The 18,509-nt window shown below is 67.5% G+C and carries 17 protein-coding genes and 1 pseudogene; 7 read left to right on the top strand and 11 right to left on the bottom strand.

Annotation, left to right across the window (positions count from 1 at the left end):
* Positions 1-2: 2 nt before the first annotated feature.
* From ACFY2A_RS19640 to ACFY2A_RS19650, 3 genes are all read left to right on the top strand, one after another.
* Positions 3-413, top strand: a complete 411-nt coding sequence (locus tag ACFY2A_RS19640; protein ID WP_363922097.1) for a VOC family protein — start codon at positions 3-5, stop codon at positions 411-413.
* Complete coding sequence (locus tag ACFY2A_RS19645) at positions 410-2,788, top strand: ATP-binding cassette domain-containing protein (RefSeq protein ID WP_387173373.1); 2,379 nt, start codon at positions 410-412, stop codon at positions 2,786-2,788. The genes ACFY2A_RS19640 and ACFY2A_RS19645 overlap by 4 nt, the downstream gene beginning before the upstream one ends.
* 277 nt (positions 2,789-3,065) lie before the next feature.
* Entirely contained in the window at positions 3,066-4,262 is a 1,197-nt protein-coding gene (locus ACFY2A_RS19650; protein ID WP_387173375.1) for a helix-turn-helix domain-containing protein, read from the top strand.
* A 512-nt stretch (positions 4,263-4,774) separates the two neighbouring features.
* On the opposite strand, the gene ACFY2A_RS19655 is transcribed toward ACFY2A_RS19650, so the two are convergent.
* From ACFY2A_RS19655 to ACFY2A_RS19670, 4 genes are all read right to left on the bottom strand, one after another.
* Complete coding sequence (locus tag ACFY2A_RS19655; protein ID WP_387173377.1) at positions 4,775-5,014, bottom strand: hypothetical protein; 240 nt, start codon at positions 5,012-5,014, stop codon at positions 4,775-4,777.
* An 86-nt stretch (positions 5,015-5,100) separates the two neighbouring features.
* Positions 5,101-5,238 (bottom strand): hypothetical protein, encoded by a 138-nt coding sequence (locus ACFY2A_RS19660; protein ID WP_387173379.1) that lies wholly within the window; start codon positions 5,236-5,238, stop codon positions 5,101-5,103.
* A gap of 572 nt (positions 5,239-5,810) precedes the next feature.
* Complete coding sequence (locus ACFY2A_RS19665) at positions 5,811-6,290, bottom strand: hypothetical protein (RefSeq protein WP_387173381.1); 480 nt, start codon at positions 6,288-6,290, stop codon at positions 5,811-5,813.
* Positions 6,291-6,863: 573 nt separating this feature from the next.
* Positions 6,864-7,631 (bottom strand): transposase family protein, encoded by a 768-nt coding sequence (locus ACFY2A_RS19670; protein WP_387173383.1) that lies wholly within the window; start codon positions 7,629-7,631, stop codon positions 6,864-6,866.
* A gap of 229 nt (positions 7,632-7,860) precedes the next feature.
* On the opposite strand from ACFY2A_RS19670, the gene ACFY2A_RS19675 reads away from it, so the two are divergent.
* Positions 7,861-8,565, top strand: coding sequence for an NADPH-dependent F420 reductase (locus tag ACFY2A_RS19675; RefSeq protein ID WP_387173385.1), 705 nt, complete (start codon positions 7,861-7,863; stop codon positions 8,563-8,565).
* A gap of 503 nt (positions 8,566-9,068) precedes the next feature.
* Here the strand turns inward: ACFY2A_RS19675 and ACFY2A_RS19680 are convergent.
* The 3 genes from ACFY2A_RS19680 to ACFY2A_RS19690 form a co-directional block, all read right to left on the bottom strand.
* On the bottom strand, positions 9,069-9,863 hold the full coding sequence (locus tag ACFY2A_RS19680; RefSeq protein WP_387173387.1) for a hypothetical protein: 795 nt from the start codon (positions 9,861-9,863) through the stop codon (positions 9,069-9,071).
* A gap of 57 nt (positions 9,864-9,920) precedes the next feature.
* A complete protein-coding gene (locus tag ACFY2A_RS19685) occupies positions 9,921-10,328 on the bottom strand; it encodes a VOC family protein (RefSeq protein WP_387173389.1) in 408 nt (135 codons plus the stop codon).
* 203 nt (positions 10,329-10,531) lie between these two features.
* On the bottom strand, positions 10,532-10,819 hold the full coding sequence (locus ACFY2A_RS19690; RefSeq protein ID WP_387173391.1) for a hypothetical protein: 288 nt from the start codon (positions 10,817-10,819) through the stop codon (positions 10,532-10,534).
* A 127-nt stretch (positions 10,820-10,946) separates the two neighbouring features.
* Between ACFY2A_RS19690 and ACFY2A_RS19695 the strand changes: the two are divergent.
* A pseudogene (locus ACFY2A_RS19695) lies at positions 10,947-11,082 on the top strand (IS5/IS1182 family transposase); the annotation flags it as partial.
* Positions 11,083-11,140: 58 nt separating this feature from the next.
* On the opposite strand, the gene ACFY2A_RS19700 reads toward ACFY2A_RS19695, so the two are convergent.
* The 3 genes from ACFY2A_RS19700 to ACFY2A_RS19710 all read right to left on the bottom strand — a co-directional run bounded on the left by ACFY2A_RS19700 (position 11,141) and on the right by ACFY2A_RS19710 (position 15,210).
* Positions 11,141-14,098: a M48 family metalloprotease gene (locus ACFY2A_RS19700; RefSeq protein ID WP_387173393.1), complete on the bottom strand. Its 2,958-nt coding sequence runs from the start codon at positions 14,096-14,098 to the stop codon at positions 11,141-11,143.
* Between the two features lie 3 nt (positions 14,099-14,101).
* Positions 14,102-14,674, bottom strand: a complete 573-nt coding sequence (locus ACFY2A_RS19705; protein ID WP_387173395.1) for a hypothetical protein — start codon at positions 14,672-14,674, stop codon at positions 14,102-14,104.
* A 296-nt stretch (positions 14,675-14,970) separates the two neighbouring features.
* Positions 14,971-15,210 carry a hypothetical protein gene (locus ACFY2A_RS19710; protein ID WP_387173397.1) on the bottom strand — a complete coding sequence of 80 codons (240 nt, stop codon included), beginning with the start codon at positions 15,208-15,210 and terminating at the stop codon, positions 14,971-14,973.
* Between the two features lie 255 nt (positions 15,211-15,465).
* Between ACFY2A_RS19710 and ACFY2A_RS19715 the strand changes: the two genes are divergently transcribed.
* A complete protein-coding gene (locus ACFY2A_RS19715) occupies positions 15,466-16,383 on the top strand; it encodes a DUF2199 domain-containing protein (protein ID WP_387173399.1) in 918 nt (305 codons plus the stop codon).
* A gap of 76 nt (positions 16,384-16,459) precedes the next feature.
* Here ACFY2A_RS19715 and ACFY2A_RS19720 read toward each other — a convergent pair whose 3' ends face one another.
* On the bottom strand, positions 16,460-17,101 hold the full coding sequence (locus ACFY2A_RS19720; RefSeq protein ID WP_387173401.1) for a DUF4291 domain-containing protein: 642 nt from the start codon (positions 17,099-17,101) through the stop codon (positions 16,460-16,462).
* Positions 17,102-17,333: 232 nt separating this feature from the next.
* On the opposite strand from ACFY2A_RS19720, the gene ACFY2A_RS19725 reads away from it, so the two are divergent.
* On the top strand, positions 17,334-18,092 hold the full coding sequence (locus ACFY2A_RS19725; RefSeq protein ID WP_387173403.1) for a formylglycine-generating enzyme family protein: 759 nt from the start codon (positions 17,334-17,336) through the stop codon (positions 18,090-18,092).
* Positions 18,093-18,509 lie beyond the last annotated feature (417 nt).

The raw sequence follows: 18,509 nt of genomic DNA on the forward strand, positions 1-18,509 counted from the left end.
GCATGGACATCACGATTCACGCCAGTTTCCTGCCGCACAACGACGCGGACGCCGCCCTGGCCTTCTACCGTGACCTCCTCGGCTTCGAGGTCCGCAACGATGTCGGCTACCAGGGCATGCGCTGGATCACCGTCGGCCCGCCCGGTCAGCCCGGCACCTCCGTCGTGCTGCATCCGCCGGCCGTCGACCCCGGGGTGACCGAGGAGGAGCGCCGTACCATCACCGAGATGATGGCCAAGGGCACCTACTCCTCTATCCTGCTGGCCACGCCCGACCTCGACGGTGTCTTCGAGCGGTTGCAGGCCAGCGACACCGAGATCGTGCAGGAGCCGACCGAGCAGCCGTACGGGGTTCGTGACTGCGCCGTCCGGGACGCCGCCGGCAACATGATCCGTATTCAGGAAGTGCGATGAGCGAGGACAACCGGTCGGCGGCATCGCAGGCCGCCGACAGCCACGATTTGATCCGGGTGCAGGGTGCCCGGGAGAACAACCTCAAGGACGTCACCGTCGAGCTGCCGAAGCGCCGGCTGACGGTGTTCACCGGCGTCTCCGGTTCGGGCAAGAGTTCGCTGGTGTTCAGCACCATCGCGGCGGAGTCGCAGCGGCTGATCAACGAGACCTACAGCGCCTTCATCCAGGGCTTCATGCCGACGTTGGCGCGGCCGGAGGTCGACGTCCTCGACGGGCTGACCACCGCGATCATCGTCGACCAGGAGCGGATGGCCGCGAACCCACGGTCCACCGTCGGCACCGCCACCGACGCCAACGCCATGCTGCGGATCCTGTTCAGCCGGCTCGGCAAGCCGCATATCGGCTCTCCCCAGGCGTACTCCTTCAACGTCGCCTCGATCAGTGGCGCCGGCGCGGTGACCATCGAACGGGGCGGCACCACGACGAAGGAACGGCGGAGCTTCAGCATCACCGGTGGCATGTGCCCGCGCTGTGAAGGCACCGGGCGGGTGACGGACATCGACCTGACCGCGTTGTACGACGACAGCAAGTCGCTCAACGAGGGCGCGATCACCGTGCCCGGTTACAGCATGGACGGGTGGTACGGCCGGATCTACCGCGGCAGCGGCTTCTTCGACGCGGACAAACCAATCCGCAAGTACACCAAGAAGGAACTGCACGACCTGCTCCACAAGGAGCCGACCAAGATCAAGGTTGACGGGATCAACCTGACGTACGCGGGTCTGATCCCGCAGATCCAGAAATCGTTCCTGTCCAAGGACGTCGAGGCGATGCAGCCGCACATCCGCACCTTCGTGGAGCGGGCGGTCACCTTCACGACCTGCCCCGACTGTGGCGGCACCCGGCTGAGTGAGGCGGCCCGGTCTTCGAAGATCAAGGGCGTCAACATCGCCGACGCCTGCGCGATGCAGATCAGCGATCTCGCCGAGTGGGTACGCGGGCTGCGCGAGCCCTCCGTGGCACCGCTGCTGGCGTCGTTGCAGCACACCCTCGACTCCTTCGTCGAGATCGGGCTCGGCTACCTCAGCCTGGACCGACCGTCCGGGACGCTCTCCGGCGGCGAGGCGCAACGCACCAAGATGATCCGCCACCTCGGCTCGTCGCTCACCGACGTCACCTACGTCTTCGACGAGCCGACCATCGGGCTGCACCCGCACGACATCCAGCAGATGAACCGCCTGCTGCTGCGGCTGCGCGACAAGGGCAACACCGTGCTCGTGGTGGAGCACAAGCCGGAGACGATCGCCATCGCCGACCACGTCGTCGACCTCGGCCCCGGCGCCGGCACGGCGGGCGGCACCGTCTGTTTCGAGGGCACCGTCGAGGGACTGCGGGCCAGCGGTACGCTCACCGGCCGGCACCTGGACGACCGGGCCACCCTCAAGAAGTCGGTGCGTACGCCCACCGGGCAACTGCCGATCCGTAAGGCATCGACGCACAACCTGCGCGACGTCGACGTCGACATCCCGCTCGGGGTGCTGGTCGTGGTCACCGGCGTCGCCGGTTCGGGCAAGAGTTCCCTGGTGCACGGGTCGATCCCGCCCGGTGCCGGGGTGGTGTCGATCGACCAGGGCGCGATCCGTGGCTCACGGCGGAGCAACCCGGCGACGTACACCGGACTGCTCGACCCGATCCGTAAGGCGTTCGCTAAGGCCAACGGTGTGAAGCCGGCGCTGTTCAGCGCCAACTCCGAAGGCGCCTGCCCCAACTGCAACGGCGCCGGTGTCATCTACACCGACCTGGCGATGATGGCCGGCGTCGCCACCGTGTGCGAGGAGTGCGAGGGCAAGCGGTTCCAGGCCTCCGTCCTGGAATACCGCTTCGGCGGTCGGGACATCGCAGAGGTGCTCGCGATGCCGGTGAGCGAGGCGGAGGAGTTCTTCGGGTCCGGCGAGGCGCGCACGCCGGCCGCGCACCGCATCCTCAATCGGCTCGCCGAGGTCGGCCTCGGCTACCTCAGCCTCGGCCAGCCGCTCACCACGCTCTCCGGCGGCGAGCGGCAGCGGCTCAAGCTGGCCACCCACATGGCCGAGCAGAGCGGGGTCTACGTGCTCGACGAGCCGACCACCGGGTTGCACCTTGCCGATGTCGAGCACCTGCTCGGCCTGCTCGACCGGCTCGTCGACTCCGGCAAGTCGGTCATCGTCATCGAACACCACCAGGCGGTCATGGCCCACGCCGACTGGATCATCGACCTGGGTCCGGGCGCCGGCCACGACGGCGGTCGGGTGGTCTTCGAGGGCACTCCCGCCGATCTCGTCGCTGCCCGGTCCACCCTCACCGGCGAGCACCTCGCCGCCTACGTGGGCGACTGAAAAGCCACCAAAGGGGGGCACCGGTTCGATCCCAGGGTCGCCAAGCACGTAGCGGCCTGATCACTCCACCAGACGGAGTGGTCAGAACTTCCTAGCGGAGGGTCGGGTGGCTCTCGGTCAGGGTCGGCAAAGCTCGAAATCTCCCACCTGACGGATACGGCATCTGCCGCCGTGGCGGGGCGCGATGAGGCGGTGGACGCGGGTACCGTCGACTGTGGTGATCTGTTGGCGTAGTGGCCGGTGGTTCGCTGCCCAGACCGCTACCTGGGAGACGATGATGAGCGATCCCGCGACCTTTGGTGCGCGCCTTCGAATGTATCGGGAGCGTGCGGGAAAGACTCGGCCGGTTCTTGGTGGGTTGGTGGGGCGTAGCGCGGAGTGGGTCAAGGCTCTGGAGAATGGCCGGCTTCTGCCGCCTCGCCTGCCCATGCTGCTGCGGCTGGCTGAGGTGCTCGACATTTCCGATCTTGCGGATCTGACTGGTGATCAGTCGTTACCGGTGGCGTCGGTGACCAGGGCTGGACATTCAGACGTCGGCAAGGTGGCCGCTGTGATGCAGCGGGCTTCCGTGCCGGCGGGTGTGGTGACGCCGGTCGTCGTGGTGCGCGATCTGGTTGATCAAGCGTGGGCGTTGTGGCACCGGTCGACGGCTGAGCGTACGGCGGTGGCGGCGGTGCTTCCGGGGTTGCTGACGGAGGTGCAGAGGAGCGTCCGGATGCTCGATGGCGGGGACCGTCGGCTGGCGTTTGTGGAGTTGGCGCGGGTGTATCACCTGGTGCAGTTGTACTTGGCGCACCAGCCGTTGCCGGAGTTGGTGTGGCTGGCTGCCGACCGGGCGATGTCGGCGGCCCAGGACGCTGACGACCCGGCCGCGATGGCGGTGGCGGCCTGGTACTACGCGCACGTCTATCGGGGCGCGAACCAGGTCGATGCCGCCGAACAGGTGCTGGTAGAGGCTGCGGGTCTGGTCGACCCGGCGGCGGGTGGTGAACAGTTGGCGCGGTGGGGGCAGGTGCAGCTCGGGATCGCGCTAGGGCACAGCAAGGCTGGCCGGGCGGGTCGGGCGTGGCGGGCGTGGGATGCCGCCGACTCAGCCGCCAGCCGGCTCGGCGGTGGGTACGCCCATCCGTGGCTCATGTTCGGGCCAGCGGCCTGTGCGGCGTACGCGGTCACCGTCGAGACTGACCTGTGCCGCCCGGGTGAGGCGGTGCGGCGGGCCGACACCACTGACTATCGGGCGTTGCCCTCGCACACCCGCCGCGCGGCCGCGCTGATCGAGGCCGCTCGTGCGCACCTGCTGTCGCGGGGGGAGGTGGCGGCGGTGCACCTGCTCGGCCGGTCGCTGCGGGAGAGCGTCGACACGGTACGACACAATCCGTACGCCCGCACTGTCGCGCTGGAACTGTCGAACCGGCCGGGCACGGTTGGTGAGGACGCCCGAGAGTTGGCCCTCGCCGTCGGTATAACCGGGTAGCCGTCCCTCAGGTACAGACTCTCCCCGCCACAGCCGCTGACCATTCGTAGCGTTCCCGTTACTGGCGGCGGCGGGCCGGTGCCTGCTTCACACCCGATAGAGCCGGACAGATCTTCGTCGCCGCCTCCTGTTGCTCGATCAAGGGGGACGAATCTGTGGCGATCTGGTCTGAGCTGTGCGCGCTGACGCGGTGGCTGTCTCGACGACCTCAGCCTCCGCCACCGCCAGGGGCCGGTAAGCGCTACCAGGACGTTGAGCAGGCGGCCGCGCAGCAGCGTCTACTCGACCATGCAGGCAACTGCGGCGGCCTCAGGGCAACCACGAATCGGCAGACCAGTGCAGCCACGGCGACCGGAGGGCCTCCGGTGAGCCGACGTGTGGTGTGCGGTGACCACCCATGGGCCGGTGTTGCCGATCTGGAGCTGTGGTGGCTGTGACCTGCCGTGGCCGTGTCCGACGCGGCGGCGGAAGCTGCGCGCGGAGTACGCCGACGCGCCGGTGTCGCTGGCCCTCTACCTCGGTGCGTATCTCGTGCAGGCGGCCGAGGACATGCCCTGGGCACCGGCCGGCGCACTGCACCGCCGCTTCATCGGCTGGACCCGGCAGCCAAGGTCTGCAAGGAGGTCGAACGCGACCTCCCACTCGTCGTGGTCGAGGTACTCGCGTACGTCCACCACCGTCACGCCGGCCTCGTTCACGACATCAGCCGGCACCATGGCCGCAGCCCGAGCGAGCAGACCGGCAACATCCACCCGCGGATTATTCAATATCGCTGCAGCACCAGCTCAACGGCTCCCACCGGCGCCCGGATCTGCCACGATAAGGGGTACTGACCGGCTTACTGCTGGCGGTCGATCTCCACCCAGGTCAGTGCGTCCAGAGCCGACTGCACCTCGGGGAGCGGGGTGCGGCACACGGTACCCGGCAGGGCCGGCAGGAGAGTGTTGCCCAACGCGTCCGTCAGTGCCAGCAACACCCGGCACGACGAAGACCGCCGCACACACCGGCTCGCCGTGCTGCTCCTGTGGCGGTAGGTGCAGCGCCCGGACGAGGTCGTCGAACGGACCGGCCGACCGCTGCGCGGCAACCCAAGAAGCCGGACGAGGGCGAACCTGCGGACTGCTCGACGGACATCCGAAAAGTGCACCGGACGGCCGAGACCGGACGAAAGTCCGCGAGCAACTGGTCCCCAGAGCGTTGTCCGGCCAACCCGTCCACGGGCGGGCAGGAAACAACCGACTGAGTGAGGTAGAGCGCGCGCCCGGAGTCGTTGGAACAGGCTGCCACTGCCAGGACGGCCACGAGCAACAATCCGATCCGTCGGACAGTCATGTTCATGGAACCGTGTGGCAACGCCGTCGGTTCCCAACAGACACCGAACGCATACTCGCTGAACAGCCGATACCCCTACCGGCAAGCCTCCGCCAACCCGATCATCCCGGAGGTGTTCGAGTATCCGCTTCTGCCGAAAGTAGTGCACTTGATCATGCTGATACGCGTGCCTGGGTGAGTAGTGGGCGAGATGGCGGATACCTGAACCCGATCCCGTCAGGCGTTTGCCTTCGCCACCAGGTCGCTCAGCGTATGGAGCTGTTCGGCTTCGCGCTGCGCCCCAGAAGCGGGTTCCGGTCGAGCGGTGGCCGCGAGGACGCCGTGCTCGCCCTGAGCGAAGACGCCGCACTGGGGGTGCACGACCCGGTACAGACTCTTGTCGGCAGTGGGGTCCTCGGCCGGGGCGCCGGGTTTCCTCGTCGCGGCCGGCTCGCCCTGCCAGCGCAGCAGCCAGACGGAGGGATTCCGAGGCAGCTGCGATCGCATGGTCTCGACGGTGGCTTCGATTGGGTCGGGCAGGAATGCGGCCGGGAACTCCACCCGGACGACGCCGCCCAGTTCGGGCCGCAATGCCCCGCGGAGGACTTCTGTAACCGTCAGCTCTACGTCGAGGAACTGGAGATCGCCGAGGGTGCGGCCGGGTCGGACGTCGGCGACCTCGGCCAGGACCGTGGCGGTCGATGCTAAACCCTCCACACAGGCCGCGACACCGCGTACGCCCAGATCAGGGACACCTCAATCGACTACGCAAAGGCTCTGGCACACTCAGGTCGCCTTTGTATTCCGATCGAATCGAGCGTGCTCGTAGCGATCAGCGGTGCGGGCCAGCACGGGCAGCGCGAGCACCCAGGCCGGCACGGATGCATCCGGTAGGACTTGACCGCCAGCGGTGAGCCCACGGGCCGACTTCCGCCGCCCAGAGGTGATTGGTGCCCCTCCGGCTTCGCCAAGATCAGGCGTGCACTCATGGCTGCAGACCGAGCGTGACGTTTCGTTACGACGGTGCGATGCTGCTGGATGCGGTGATACCGATGAGCGGAGTGCCCGGTCGGACTCACTCCTGAGGATCGTCTTCCATTCGCGTCAAGCGTCCGCGGCTCAGATACCGAACCGGCTTGCCGAGCGACTCCGCGTAGGCGATTTTCCGTTTGGTTGACTCGCCTATTTGGCCGCCCGGATCCACGATGTACACCTCGTCAGCCAACCGAATCTTTGGAGGCACACGCCGCCAATCCGCTCCTTTAGGTCCAAGCTGTCGACTGAGCGCTTTCATCGTGGGTTTTGGCTGGTCGGGCCGTGATGTAGGGCGAGGATGGCCTGGACGATCGCGGTGGCGCGTCGGGGGCAGCAGCGGAGTTTGGTCAGGATCTTCCAGTCCTTGAGGGTGGCGACGGCACGCTCGCCGACGGCGCGGATCTTGGCGTGGTGCCGGTTGACGGTTTTCTGCCGGTGGGACAGTCGCGGCCGGTGACGGCGGGGCTTGAAGGGCGTACGGATGCTGCCGCCGGGGCCTTGGTATGCCTTGTCGGCGAGGGTCATGACGTTCGCGCTGGTCAGCGCGTCGATCAGGTCGTGGGTGCGGGCGGCGGTCAGGTCGTGCACGGTGCCCGGCAGGGTGGGCGAGGCCCAGATGAGGCGTCCCTTGCAGTCCGCGATGACCTGCACGTTGACGCCGTGCCGCTTGTGCTTTCCGGAGTAGTACGGCTTCTGGTCCGCGACTCGGTCGATCGGGATCAGGGTGCCGTCGAGGATCGCGTACGCGAGCCGGGCGATGCGCCGCATGGCCTGGTTCAGGTCCTCGGCGTGTGCGGCGAGCAGGTCGATGGCTTCCCGGACGTACCGCCAGGCCGTCGTGACGCTGACCGCGAAGCCGCAGGCCAGACGAGCGATGGTGTCCCCATTACGCAGATGCGCCAGGGCGAGTAGGGCCTGCTGGCCGGCGTCGAGGCGCCGCCACCGGCCTTGGCGCCGGATGAGGTCGGCCAGGTGGTTCAGGGTGCGGGTGGACAGCCCGACCGCGGACGGGTAAGACAGCACAGCGAGGCTCCCGGTTGGAGCATCGGAACTTGGTCGACTGCTGTCCTACCGGGAGCTTCCTCCTATGTCGACAGACCCCTGCCCGCACCCACCGCGACCAGGCCCGTCACGATGAAAGGCCTCACTGATCTGCCGCTGTCATCGCGTGCTGACCGCGCGGCAGGCACGGTCGGTGTATGTCGGTCGAGGTGTGTGCCACCCGTCACGATGTGCCGCCGGCCGGAATCGGTTGAGGGCCGTCGAGGTTCGCGCTGACATGACGACGATCGGACTCATCGGCAGTGGCAACATCGGAAGCACGGTAGCGCGGCTGGCGGTCGCCGCCGGTCACGACGTGGTGCTGAGCAACTCCCGTGGCCCGCAGACCCTCCAGGACCTGGTGTCCGAGCTGGGGCCGAAGGCGCGCGCCGCGACCCCCGCGCAGGCGGCCGCGGTCGGTGACATCGTGGTGGTGACCGTGCCGCTGCGGGCGTACCGGGACGTCCCGGCGCAGCCCCTCGCTGGCAAGGTGGTCATCGACACCAACAACTACTACCCGGAGCGCGACGGCGTCTTCGACGCGATCGAGGACGGCTCCACCACCACGGGTGAGCTGCTGCAGAAGCAGCTTCCGGAAGCCCGCGTGGTGAAGGGTTTCAACAACATCTGGTTCGAACACCTGCGGTCCCTGGCGCGACCGGCTGGCAGCCCGGACCGGTCTGCGCTGCCGATCGCCGGTGACGACGCGGCCGCCAAGCAGGCGGTCGCCGAGCTTTTCGACAGCCTGGGCTTCGACACCGTGGACGCCGGCCCGCTCGCCGAAAACTGGCGCACTCAACGGGACACCCCGGTCTATGTGACTCCCTACGGCGCTTACGGGGTGCTTCCCGGTACGCCGGCAAGCGCGCAGGTCGTACGCGAGGCGCTTGCCGCGGCGAAGCCCACCACAGCCTGAAGCCCCCCGCCAGCTGAGACCCGCTGCCGAGGCCATCGGCGGCGGGTCTCAGCGCTCCTGATCGCTCCATTCGGTGGACGGAGGACGACCGGGCCGGAGCGCGGGAGCATTACCGGCGAGCGTCGGTCACGCTTTGCCGGGGCGGTGCAGCGGCTATCCGCAGTCGCGGGCCGCGTAGCTCCTATGAGCGTCTTCCCGATGACATCGCCGGAGCTGTTACTGACAAGCGCAAGCCGCAGCCCATCGAGGTTCGAGGCATTCTGCGCCGCAACGTCTTCTCATACCCTCGTTCCAGGCGGGGAACAGCTTTCGCCCTGGCGGGCGATGCCATTGACCGCTACGGGCGCCCGGCGTCCAAACTGCCCGCATAACGAAGTCCGCCCTGCGAGTATGGCAACCGAGGATCCCACCACCCGCTCACGGCCGCAGACCGTGCACCGCCCGCAACTGGTGTGGGCTGTCGACGAACGGCCGGAGGTGCTGGTGAACGGGCAGCGGAGGGGTCAGTTCCCGGGGCCAAGCGCCTCGGTGATCAGGGCAAGACGATCCGGTGGTGTCTGCGGGCTGCGAGGGCTGTGTGAGCCCAGGCAGACATAGCGGTCCCCCTGCTCGGTCCAGGCCGGAGCACCCCAGAAACGACGACTCGCGGTCAGTAGCTCGCCGGCAACCTGCCGCCGGTACCGCTGTTCACCGCCGACCGCGACGACGGCCGTGGCGACCAGTTCCTTAGCGTCGTGGGGCAGGTCAGCATCGCCGACGGCGGGCAACAACAGCAGCAGGCGTTCCGCCCGCGTCCTTGCGGGGTCCGGCTGACCAGCGGTTACGAGAAGTTCCGGCCACGATAGGCCTGGTCCCTGGAAGCTTCCCTCCAGTGCGGCGAGCGTGATTACCGTGTTGGAGTCTGCCGGTTGGAGCAGGTAGTCCCATCCGGAGTCGTCCTCGAAGTTGCGGAAGAGAATGTATAGGCGGTGCCCACGGGCGAGCGGCAGGATGAGGAACGGCCAGCGGTTGGGGTCGTGCAGCTCCGCTGCGTATTCTTCGACATCAGCGGGGTCGATGTCGAAGGCGATTGCTGCGGTGTCAGAGCCACCGAACGAGAGCAGGAACGCCGGCCAGAACAGTCGATCATTCAGCCACAGCGCCGGTTCGGTAAGCACGGACTCATCGACCGGTGGGCGAAAGCCGCTCAGGTAGCGCCGAAGGGACATCGCATCAGTCTTCCAGGCCGGCCACTCGGCGCGTGTCCGGATCTGCCGCGTGGAAGCGAGCGGAGAGGCTTGCAACGGTGTCGGGCGCACGACCCAGATCGGGGGTGGAGGCGAATACTGGCGGTGGAACCCGGCCCGTGGTGCGGATCAGTGGTTGGTAGGCGTCGTGGGTGGACGCAGCAGACAGAATTCGTTGCCGTCATGGTCGGCGAGGACGTGCCAGGCCCAGCCGCCTACTTCGATGGGACTGTCCGTGATGCACCGCGCTCCCAGAGACACCAGTCTGGCCACCTCCGCCTCAAGGTCGGGTACGCGCAGATCCAGGTGCATCCTGTTCTTGTCCGTCTTTGGTTCGGGCACTCGCTGCAACAGGAGCTCAACGCCGTTCCCGTCGGCGGGTAGCAGCCGCCGGTAGTGCCCTGGCGAGAGCGGTTCAGGCAGGTATCCGAGCGCCTCGCACCAGAAGGTCCCCGAGCGATCCAGGTCGGCACAATCCAGGACCACCGCCAGGACGACATCGCTGCGTCCACCAAACCGAGCCGGCCCCTCAGTCATTGCTGCAGGCTATGACAGCGACCATCGGCTCCGCACAGGCACCTCGGAGGTACTGCGCTCACCGGTAGGCCATCCGGATCTGCCGCCGATCGGGTGTCACCGTGGGTGACGGCGTGCTGGTCGTCAACTTCCGAATGTGCCGAAGACAGGATGCGTCGGTGCCGAATCTGCGCACGCGGGCCGGCGCCGAGCAGACGATGCTGTCACGGGCTTTCCGCACGCTCGCGGTCTGCGGCTATCCGGACGTCGCGAAAGTCCAGGACAGCCTCCCGAGCGACGCGAATGAGCATGGCAAGACTGCCGTGTGCTAGCAGCAGCACGTCGTCGAGAACCGGCGGAGGTATCTCAAGCTCGCGCGGGCCGTAGCAGTCGTGCCAGGCCATGTCCGTGAGGTGCAGCAAGTCGAGCGCGGCCTCGGCATCCCGGGAAGCGAACAGTGCCTCAATACGTGGTTTGCGTTCCCGGCGGCGTTGATCTGCCCCGATCGCCATAGGATCTCCTCCCAGCCGTGCCCGCAAGCCAACAGAATCTCCAACCACAGCACGCGTCGACAAAGGTTGGCGGCCCTCCGGTCGGATCCAGCCACCGAGCCAGGCCACAACCGACTCCGCGCGGTCGGCGAACCGCGGCAACAGCCTGCTCAAGACCACCTTCAAAGCCCTGCGCAACGTCGACCCTCTGCCCCTGGAAGATCGGCAACATCGTCGCCGCAGCCCTGGTCATCCTCCACATCGAGCACGGACGAACCATCTGAAAACGCGCACTACACACGGTCACACATCGTTACCCGGAAAGGCTTAATGGGCAGCCCGCTACGAGAAACCTGCTGCCCGCTTGACACTTTCGTTGCGTTCGTTCATCAACGAAAGCGCGGTCGTGGCTTCGGTCAGCTCGTTCAGGGCCGCGGCCAACATGCGGCCGCTCGATGCTTCGAGGGCTCGCTCGCAGTTTCGACCACCTTGTGCTGTGCCAGTCGTGAACGCCCTCCAGTACGACTGGGCCTGAGTATCGGGTACGGGCAGGTAGTCGGCGGCCTCCCTCGCGATTTCCTGGAGCTCCCCGCAATACTTGATCACCGCGGATTCGTCAGCCATCTCCGGTCTCTGGAGAAGGGCACCCAGCTCGCCCCCGGCGGTAATGAACCGCTTCTGAAGTTCCAGGCCGCCGTACTTCTCCCATGCGTACACCTGCAGCGCTTTGGTTCGGGGAGACAGTTCCGTCTGCCGCGGCTCGGTTCTCGATTCGGCGGCCAGCGCAGCCTGATCGACCACGGGCGCTACCAGGTCGCTGACCGTGATCACCACGACCACGACGCCCAGCACTCCCATCGCCAACCGCCTCGGCAAGAGTCCGTACCGGGAGGGCGTCCGTAGGCGTTGCCCAGGAGCCGCTTGCCGGGCTGGCCGAAGTCGACGAATCACCGAGACGGCCGCGGCGGTGACGGCGGTGACCAGCACAGCCAGTACGAGCGTGGGGCCAATGATGAGGCGGAAGCCCAGCCAGGCCGACGCAATGGGATAAGGATGGCAGGACAGCCGCAGTACGGACAACTGCGGGACACAGCCGTCCAGAGACGCCACCGCAATCGCTCCGGCGAAGCCCACCAGCACCGAAGTCTGGGCCCCGATCAGCGCGCACAACAGCCGATAGCGGTCGACCAGCGCCGCCGCCGTGGTCGCGGCAGCGCCGGCTCCCACGACCAGAGCGATGAGCACCCAGACCAGGTAGGTCCAGATCAGCAGGGCCCTCGACGCGGTTGTCGGCGGCGGCCAGGTATGCATGTATGCCATTGCCCCGGCGACGATGCACGCGGCAAGGACTCCGCCGAGGAAACCCGGGAGCAGAACCCGCCGCAGGGGTGGCAGTACCCCGCGGTCTCGGAGCTGGGGCTCTCCTTCCTCCGCCCGGGACGATGTTGTTGCCACGGGTGGCCACACCATCGCCTGTTGCGCGCCCGGCTCATTACGCGAAGTACCGCTGGCGGAACGCACCGCCCAAGCCGCGAGCGGCACCAACCAGAGGAGCGCGACCGACGTCAGGGTGAGCGGCCATTGGGTCAGGGCGACCAGCGACGGCCACACCGTGGATAGCCCGGTCACGATGCCGTCCTGCTGCGCGACATCTGCGGCGGGCAGCCCGCGCGTGATGCCGGCCCGCACCTCGTCCACGGAGTACGGCCAGCCTCGCACGAACAGCCCGCCATACACCTGCCACCAGGCGAACCATGACGACAGCAGCACACCACCGATGCCGGTTCCCAGCAGTGTCATCGGACGGAACGTGGACCCCGGCCATGCTCTGATCCACAGCTCCGCGCACCGGGCGGTCCACCAGCCGAAGAGCGCTCCGGTACAGATCGGCAGCAGCAGAGCGGCAGGATGTGCCGGCAGCAGGGAGTCAAGCCCGACCTGGTATCCGGTCAGTTCGCCGGCGGCCATTCCTATTCCCAGCCACAGCCCAGCCCGTAGTCCTGAGGACACCCGCTGCCCGGTGAGGACGGCATGGGCCGAAGCACGCCACAGGATGGTCCCGGCCACTCCGGCGACCAGCACCGCCGTCAGTACCCGGGAGGCGTCCGCCAGCCACGTCGTGTCGTATGACGCGGCGTACAAGCCCAGTTGGGAGTTGATCAGCGGGGCGAGGACCCCGGTGAGGAACATCGGCAGTGTCCTGGCCACGTACAGCGGCGCAGGGTCGACCAGGGCCACCTGACGCAGATCGCCTCTGGGGTGCGTGCTCCACAGCTCCAGGACCGTCCTGGGCAGGCGGCGCAGCCGTCCCCTGCCATCCGCGCCTCCTCCGGTAGCCAGGGCAAGGGTCGACCACTTGCGGGGATCGGCTCCCCAGCTCACCGCCGCGAGGTCGGCGTACGTCTCCCGACTGCGTAGCACGTCCGCGCGCGCGAGGTGGACAAGGACCACGAGGACCGCCGCTGTGGCGAGCAGTCTGCCCAGCAGGATCGACGAGCCGTCCACGATCTCCATCACCTCAGGCTCCAGGGGCGCACGCACTCCGGTGGCGAACAGGGCCGCCCATCCCGCCAGGGTGAGGAGCACCAGGACGTACGGGAGCAGCACGGCACCGAGGAAGGCCCGCCACAGCGCAACGGTGAGGTAGGTGAGGGTGACGTCTCCGTTTCGGATGTGGGCGTACTCGTGGAGAACTACTGCCCGGAAGCCCTCGGGGTCGGTGCTTCGGCCAACGAGGAGCCCGCCATGCAGGCAGACGGTCGGCCGACGGTTGCTGCCGAACACCACCGCGCCGCCTGATGCCGCCGCCGGGTCGATGACGATGCGCGGCAGGCGGTCGAGCCCGGCTACCGCAGCCAGTTCACTCATGGTCTTTCGGATGTCACCATCGACATCGACTGTTTCCAGGGGGACGACCCGGCTCCGCCGTGCCTTCCAGGCAGGAATCGTCCACATGAGCGCGGCGGCTACCGCCACGACAAGCGCCGGCCAGACCCGCGATGGCCACCAGGGCAGCCTTGACGTTGACGAGAAGCGGTCGACGCAGGCGCGGTAGGCGCTGCTGTTCTGCTGCGGGAAGGGTTCGCCGATCCGGCTGGGATCTCCCCCCGCGGCCAGTTCACACCCAGCGGAGCCGCCTGTGGTCGAGGGCGGCGTGGGCCCCGCCCCAAGGACCAGCATGATCATCGTTGCGCTGCTCACTAAGATCAGCACTGCGAGCACGACGAAGCGCAAGGTGGTCCCGGAGGCCAGAACGGGCTTGCCCAGATGCTGCGCGGTGGGTTGTCCGACTGCCGTCACCTGTCACGGCCTCGTCCGGTTCTGGTCCGCCTCCGCACTGCCTCCGGTCTCGCGGGTGTCGCGCTGGCCGGAGAGGCCCTCTGGGCCGCGAACCGTGGGCGTGCCGGCCGCCGACTCGCCCTCCGGTCGGTCCCGCTCATCCGAGGTACCCAACACCAACCTGGCCACCACGGCGTCAGCGATCGTGTCTGCCCTGTCGCGCTCCAGGCCCCGCTGTGCGGCCACCTCCAGGACACGCCGCCGCACCTCACCGAGCTGTTCGGGAGTCAGCGCAGGAACGGTCGCTGGTTCAGCTCGTCTACGGAAGAGCCTGCGTAGCAGCGCCTTCATCCGCCAGAGCAGGCTGTCTGTGGCGGCGTCTCCCAGCCGTCGCACGGACTGGTCAACCGCCAGCCACACCACAGCCGTCACCAACGCCGCGGCCTCTCCCGCGCCGAAACCCAGCGGCTCGCGCCGGCCGCCCCAGCGCCCAAGCCGCCGTACAACAGTGGCTTCGTCGAATCGGGCCAGGCCCGCGACGAGGGGAAGCTCCTCCGGGGCAACTTCGACAACCACATCCCGCACGACATCCTGCACGGTGTCCCTGGCTGGCCGGGTGGCCCTGCGCCCCTGTGACGAGGCTGCCTCTGTGCCCACTTGTCCCCCTGGACGTACTCGCTGACCACATATCCACCACGCCCAGGGTGGGCGCTGGCCCGTATCGCGTGAGACCCCGCATGGGTTTTGCTGGCCACATTGACTTCATACCGATACTGGCCCCGGCTGTCCATCGACTGTCGCCTACGGATCGGGCGTGTGGATCTAACGGCACCTTGAACCGCCCCGGGTTCTGTGGAGTCTCTACAAGATCCGGGGCGGTTCACCTCTCTGTGTCAAGGCGTTGGCATCAGAGAGATCTCCGTGTCTTTGATCATGGTGCGGTAGACGACGTCGGCGAGGCGGCGCTTGAGGCAGCGCATGGCCTCTTTGTGGGTCTTGCCGGCGGCTCGTTTCCGCTGGTAGTAGTCCTGGCCCGGGGTCGCTCGTTTGATCTGGGCCATGGCCATGACGTGCAGGGCGTAGTTGACGAGGACCCCAGCCTGATCGACGTTCTTGACCTCCCGCCCGGGCACAGCGCGGTACGCGCGGGCGTCGGGAAACCCTGGACTGGCAACATCTAGCGCAATCGAGGCATTACTACAGTAGCCGGCCTTCGGTCGGCCGCTGGCGACCAGTGGACCAGCAACCTCATCTGCCGCGCAGCGGGCGCGACAGGCGGCCCGACATGTGTCGCCTCTTCGGCGGCCATGCCGTGGGCTCGTCGGGCGGACGCGTCGTGGTGCCTGGCGGCGTTCGACGCTGGGGTGAGCTTCTCGTACAGTCCCGGTGTGCTCGATCATGTGCCTGGTTGCTCGTGCTGCGGTGAGCCTCTGGATGGTGTTGACCTTGACATCCGGTCGTCGTTGCCGGACGCGATCCTGGCGCTGCCTGCCGAGCAGCGGGCGTCGGCCTGGGGAAACTCCGATTTCCAGCGGATCGCGGGCGTAGGCGGCTTCCTGCGCTGTCTCATGCCGGTGCACCTGACCGGTGGCGCAAGCGTGACGTATTCGGTCTGGCTGAAGCTCGACGACGAGCAACTGCGCCACGCCAACGCGGTCTGGACCACACGCGAGTACACCGATCTCACGCTCCGGGGTGAGGTTGCGAACGCGATCAAACCATGGCCCGGGCTGCTCGGTGAGATTGCCGGGGCGCAGGTCCGCGATGCCGGAACCTTGCCGTATCTGGTCGCAGAACGGAACAGTCTGTTGTCGCGGGTGCTGACCGAGGCGTGGGACCGCGACGATGTACTCAGTCGGATCTGGCACCCGCTGCCGCTCTCGGTCCGCCAGCAGATCACCGCGAGCTGGTCCGTGGAACGCACCGCCGGTCTGGGCTCGCGAACGGCCGACGGCATCATGATGTTCGTGGGACGCGGCCGGACCGTTCACATCGAGGCGTTCGATACCTCGAAAGCCATGACAGCCGACGCTGCGATCGCCGAACTCAGCGGGGGCTTGCCCGAACGGTGCGACGGCGAGTTGTCGGAGCAGGACGGCGAGGTGGTGCGACGGGCATTCTGGCTCACAGTGGTCGTCGACGGTAAGCCGCAGCATGAACTCCACGGTTATGCCGCGACCTCCGAAGGCATCCTCCGTATCACGTGCATGCACGACGACGCCTCCGACCATGCGTGGGCTCGACAGGTCTGGCGATCGGCGCGGTACGACAATACCGAACAAGAAGCGAGTCATTCCCCTGTGTAATCCTCGGCAGAGTCACCCGGGAAAGGGCAGCGCACGGATTTGCCGCGAGTGGGCGAGCTGGCGTGTCGAGTGGCTGTCACTGTGCGTGCTGCTGCTCGGGCATGTCGTCGGTGGTGAGGTTCGGGCTGGCGTGGAGGCTGGCGGCGATCTGAGCCGGCAGCGGGTAGGCGGATTCGACAGGCAGGTGGGCTGCTACGGCCTGTTCATGGCCGGCGCGTAGGAGGTTTCTCACGCGCTCGACGGTGGCCGTGATGTCGGTGATGGCAACCGTCCAGTCGTCGACGTACCGGTCGACAGCCTCGCCGGACAGCCCGACCTGCAGTGACCGGTACGGTAGCGCCTTCAGCTGCAGTGATCGCTCCGGATCCCATTGCACTCGTACAGGGCTGGCTTTCAGTAGCCGTGACCAAGTCGCCTTGTCGCCGTGCAGGTTTCGGTCGTAGTGACTCAGGCAGGCGCGCGTCAGCGCCCACTCGAAGCCCTCCCGCGTGATGTCGATGGACAGTACGCGCTCTTGCCCGGGCTTGGTGGCCCAGCCGCAGCGGTACATCATCCACAGGAACGACGGCTTGATCCACGTCATCCGGTCTCGCTTGAAGGGGGCCACGAAGCGGCCGGCCGCGACCGCTGGTAGCGCGATCTGCGGGGGGTACGCCTGGTACACGGTGATGGTGTCGGTGGAGTAGCGGGCGCGGATCTGACGGATGGGAACGGACACGACATGATCCTCACCGATCGGGGCTCGACTGCTCCACGAGATTCCGCGCCCACGCCAGAGCCAGACCGAAATGGACGCGTGGCTGCATCCGCATCCGCGAATCGCTCGCGACGCAGCGTCGCGTTCAGCTCGGGCGACCGGACGCACGGTCGCGGCCGATGAGCGCGCGTGCTGCCCGAGTGCTCGTGCTTGTGCCGGGCGATGCGGTTGGTGGCTGCTAGCGTTCGGCGCCATGTGGACCGAGGAGATGGTGGCCGGGCGGCCGGCTTTGCGGCACGTCGCGTCCGGCGTGGTGTTTCGGGAGGTGCCGGGTGGGACCTTCCGCATGGGTCTGTCCGAGGCGGAGCTGGCGGCGGTACGCGCAATCGAGCACGGTGGCGGAGTCGGGGACACTCTTGAGCCGTTCTTCGCCGGCGCGGGGGATGCCCAGCCGGTACGTGAGGTGCGGGTCGAGGCGTTCCTGATCGCTCGGCATCCGTTGACGGTCGCGCAGGTGCGGCACTGGTTGCCGGAGTACGAGGACGACTACGCCGACGTGGAGTCCGGCACGGCCCGGCTTGAGGATGACCTGGATGATCTGCTCGATGCGTTGCCGTTCCGGCTGCCCAGCGAGGCGGAGTGGGAGTACGCAGCCCGAGCGGGCACCACCACCTTGACCTTTCGCGGCGACGGGAAACCCGGCGGAGACCAGGTGCTCGACGACTTCGGTGATGAGCAGCGGACAGCCGCCACCGAGAACGCGTTCGGGCTGGCCGCGATGGGCTCGGCGAACGAGGTCTGCGCCGACGTGTGGATTCCCGGGTTCGCGGACGCCCCGGCGGATGCCCGCCCACGTACCGGTGACGGTCCCAGAGCGGTACGCGGCGGTGCCGCCGACGTCTACCCGTGGCAGGGCTGCGACGAATGGCTGCTGCTGCTCGCCGCCACCCGGTACGAGCACGCCCAGTTCACCGCGGTCCGCCCGGTCGCACCATTGCCACCCCGCCATTAGCCCCAGCCGCCGGACAAGACAGATGCGCCACGACGCGCAGAGGGATCAGCGGTCGCTACGAACGTCGTGGCGTGCTGGGTCCTCCGGCTCACGGCTCTGCCGAATTGAGTGCATCCGCGATTAGGGTGAGATCAACGCTCCTATTTAACGAACAGGATTACGTAACAGCCGACTCAAGCCGTTCACTGCAATTGCTGAATGGTGCATCGGCCGTGAATCGCATCGGCACGTCTACCGCGCTACGCGGCTCACGACCGATTTACATCCGCGTGCGGTCACGCTGAGATTGGTCTCGACTGCCCGTCCCCTTACCGACGGCTAATACGGCAGCCGCCGTTTGAGATGTCGCTGGTGGGGCCGGGTAGACGAGGTGCGGCCACCGCGTGATCGTCTGTCTGCTGTGGACATGACTTCAGA

The sequence above is a fragment of the Micromonospora sp. NPDC000442 genome, from assembly GCF_042898635.1.
Taxonomy (GTDB): Bacteria; Actinomycetota; Actinomycetes; order Mycobacteriales; family Micromonosporaceae; genus Micromonospora.

What these genes read in the sequence shown, in the direction of transcription:
- ACFY2A_RS19685 (WP_387173389.1), bottom strand. Translation starts at nt 10,328, where the DNA reads ATGACTGAGGGGCCGGCTCGGTTTGGTGGACGCAGCGATGTCGTCCTG.
- ACFY2A_RS19690 (WP_387173391.1), bottom strand. Translation starts at nt 10,819, where the DNA reads ATGGCGATCGGGGCAGATCAACGCCGCCGGGAACGCAAACCACGTATT.
- ACFY2A_RS19650 (WP_387173375.1), top strand. Translation starts at nt 3,066, where the DNA reads ATGAGCGATCCCGCGACCTTTGGTGCGCGCCTTCGAATGTATCGGGAG.
- ACFY2A_RS19725 (WP_387173403.1), top strand. Translation starts at nt 17,334, where the DNA reads ATGTGGACCGAGGAGATGGTGGCCGGGCGGCCGGCTTTGCGGCACGTC.
- ACFY2A_RS19640 (WP_363922097.1), top strand. Translation starts at nt 3, where the DNA reads ATGGACATCACGATTCACGCCAGTTTCCTGCCGCACAACGACGCGGAC.
- ACFY2A_RS19645 (WP_387173373.1), top strand. Translation starts at nt 410, where the DNA reads ATGAGCGAGGACAACCGGTCGGCGGCATCGCAGGCCGCCGACAGCCAC.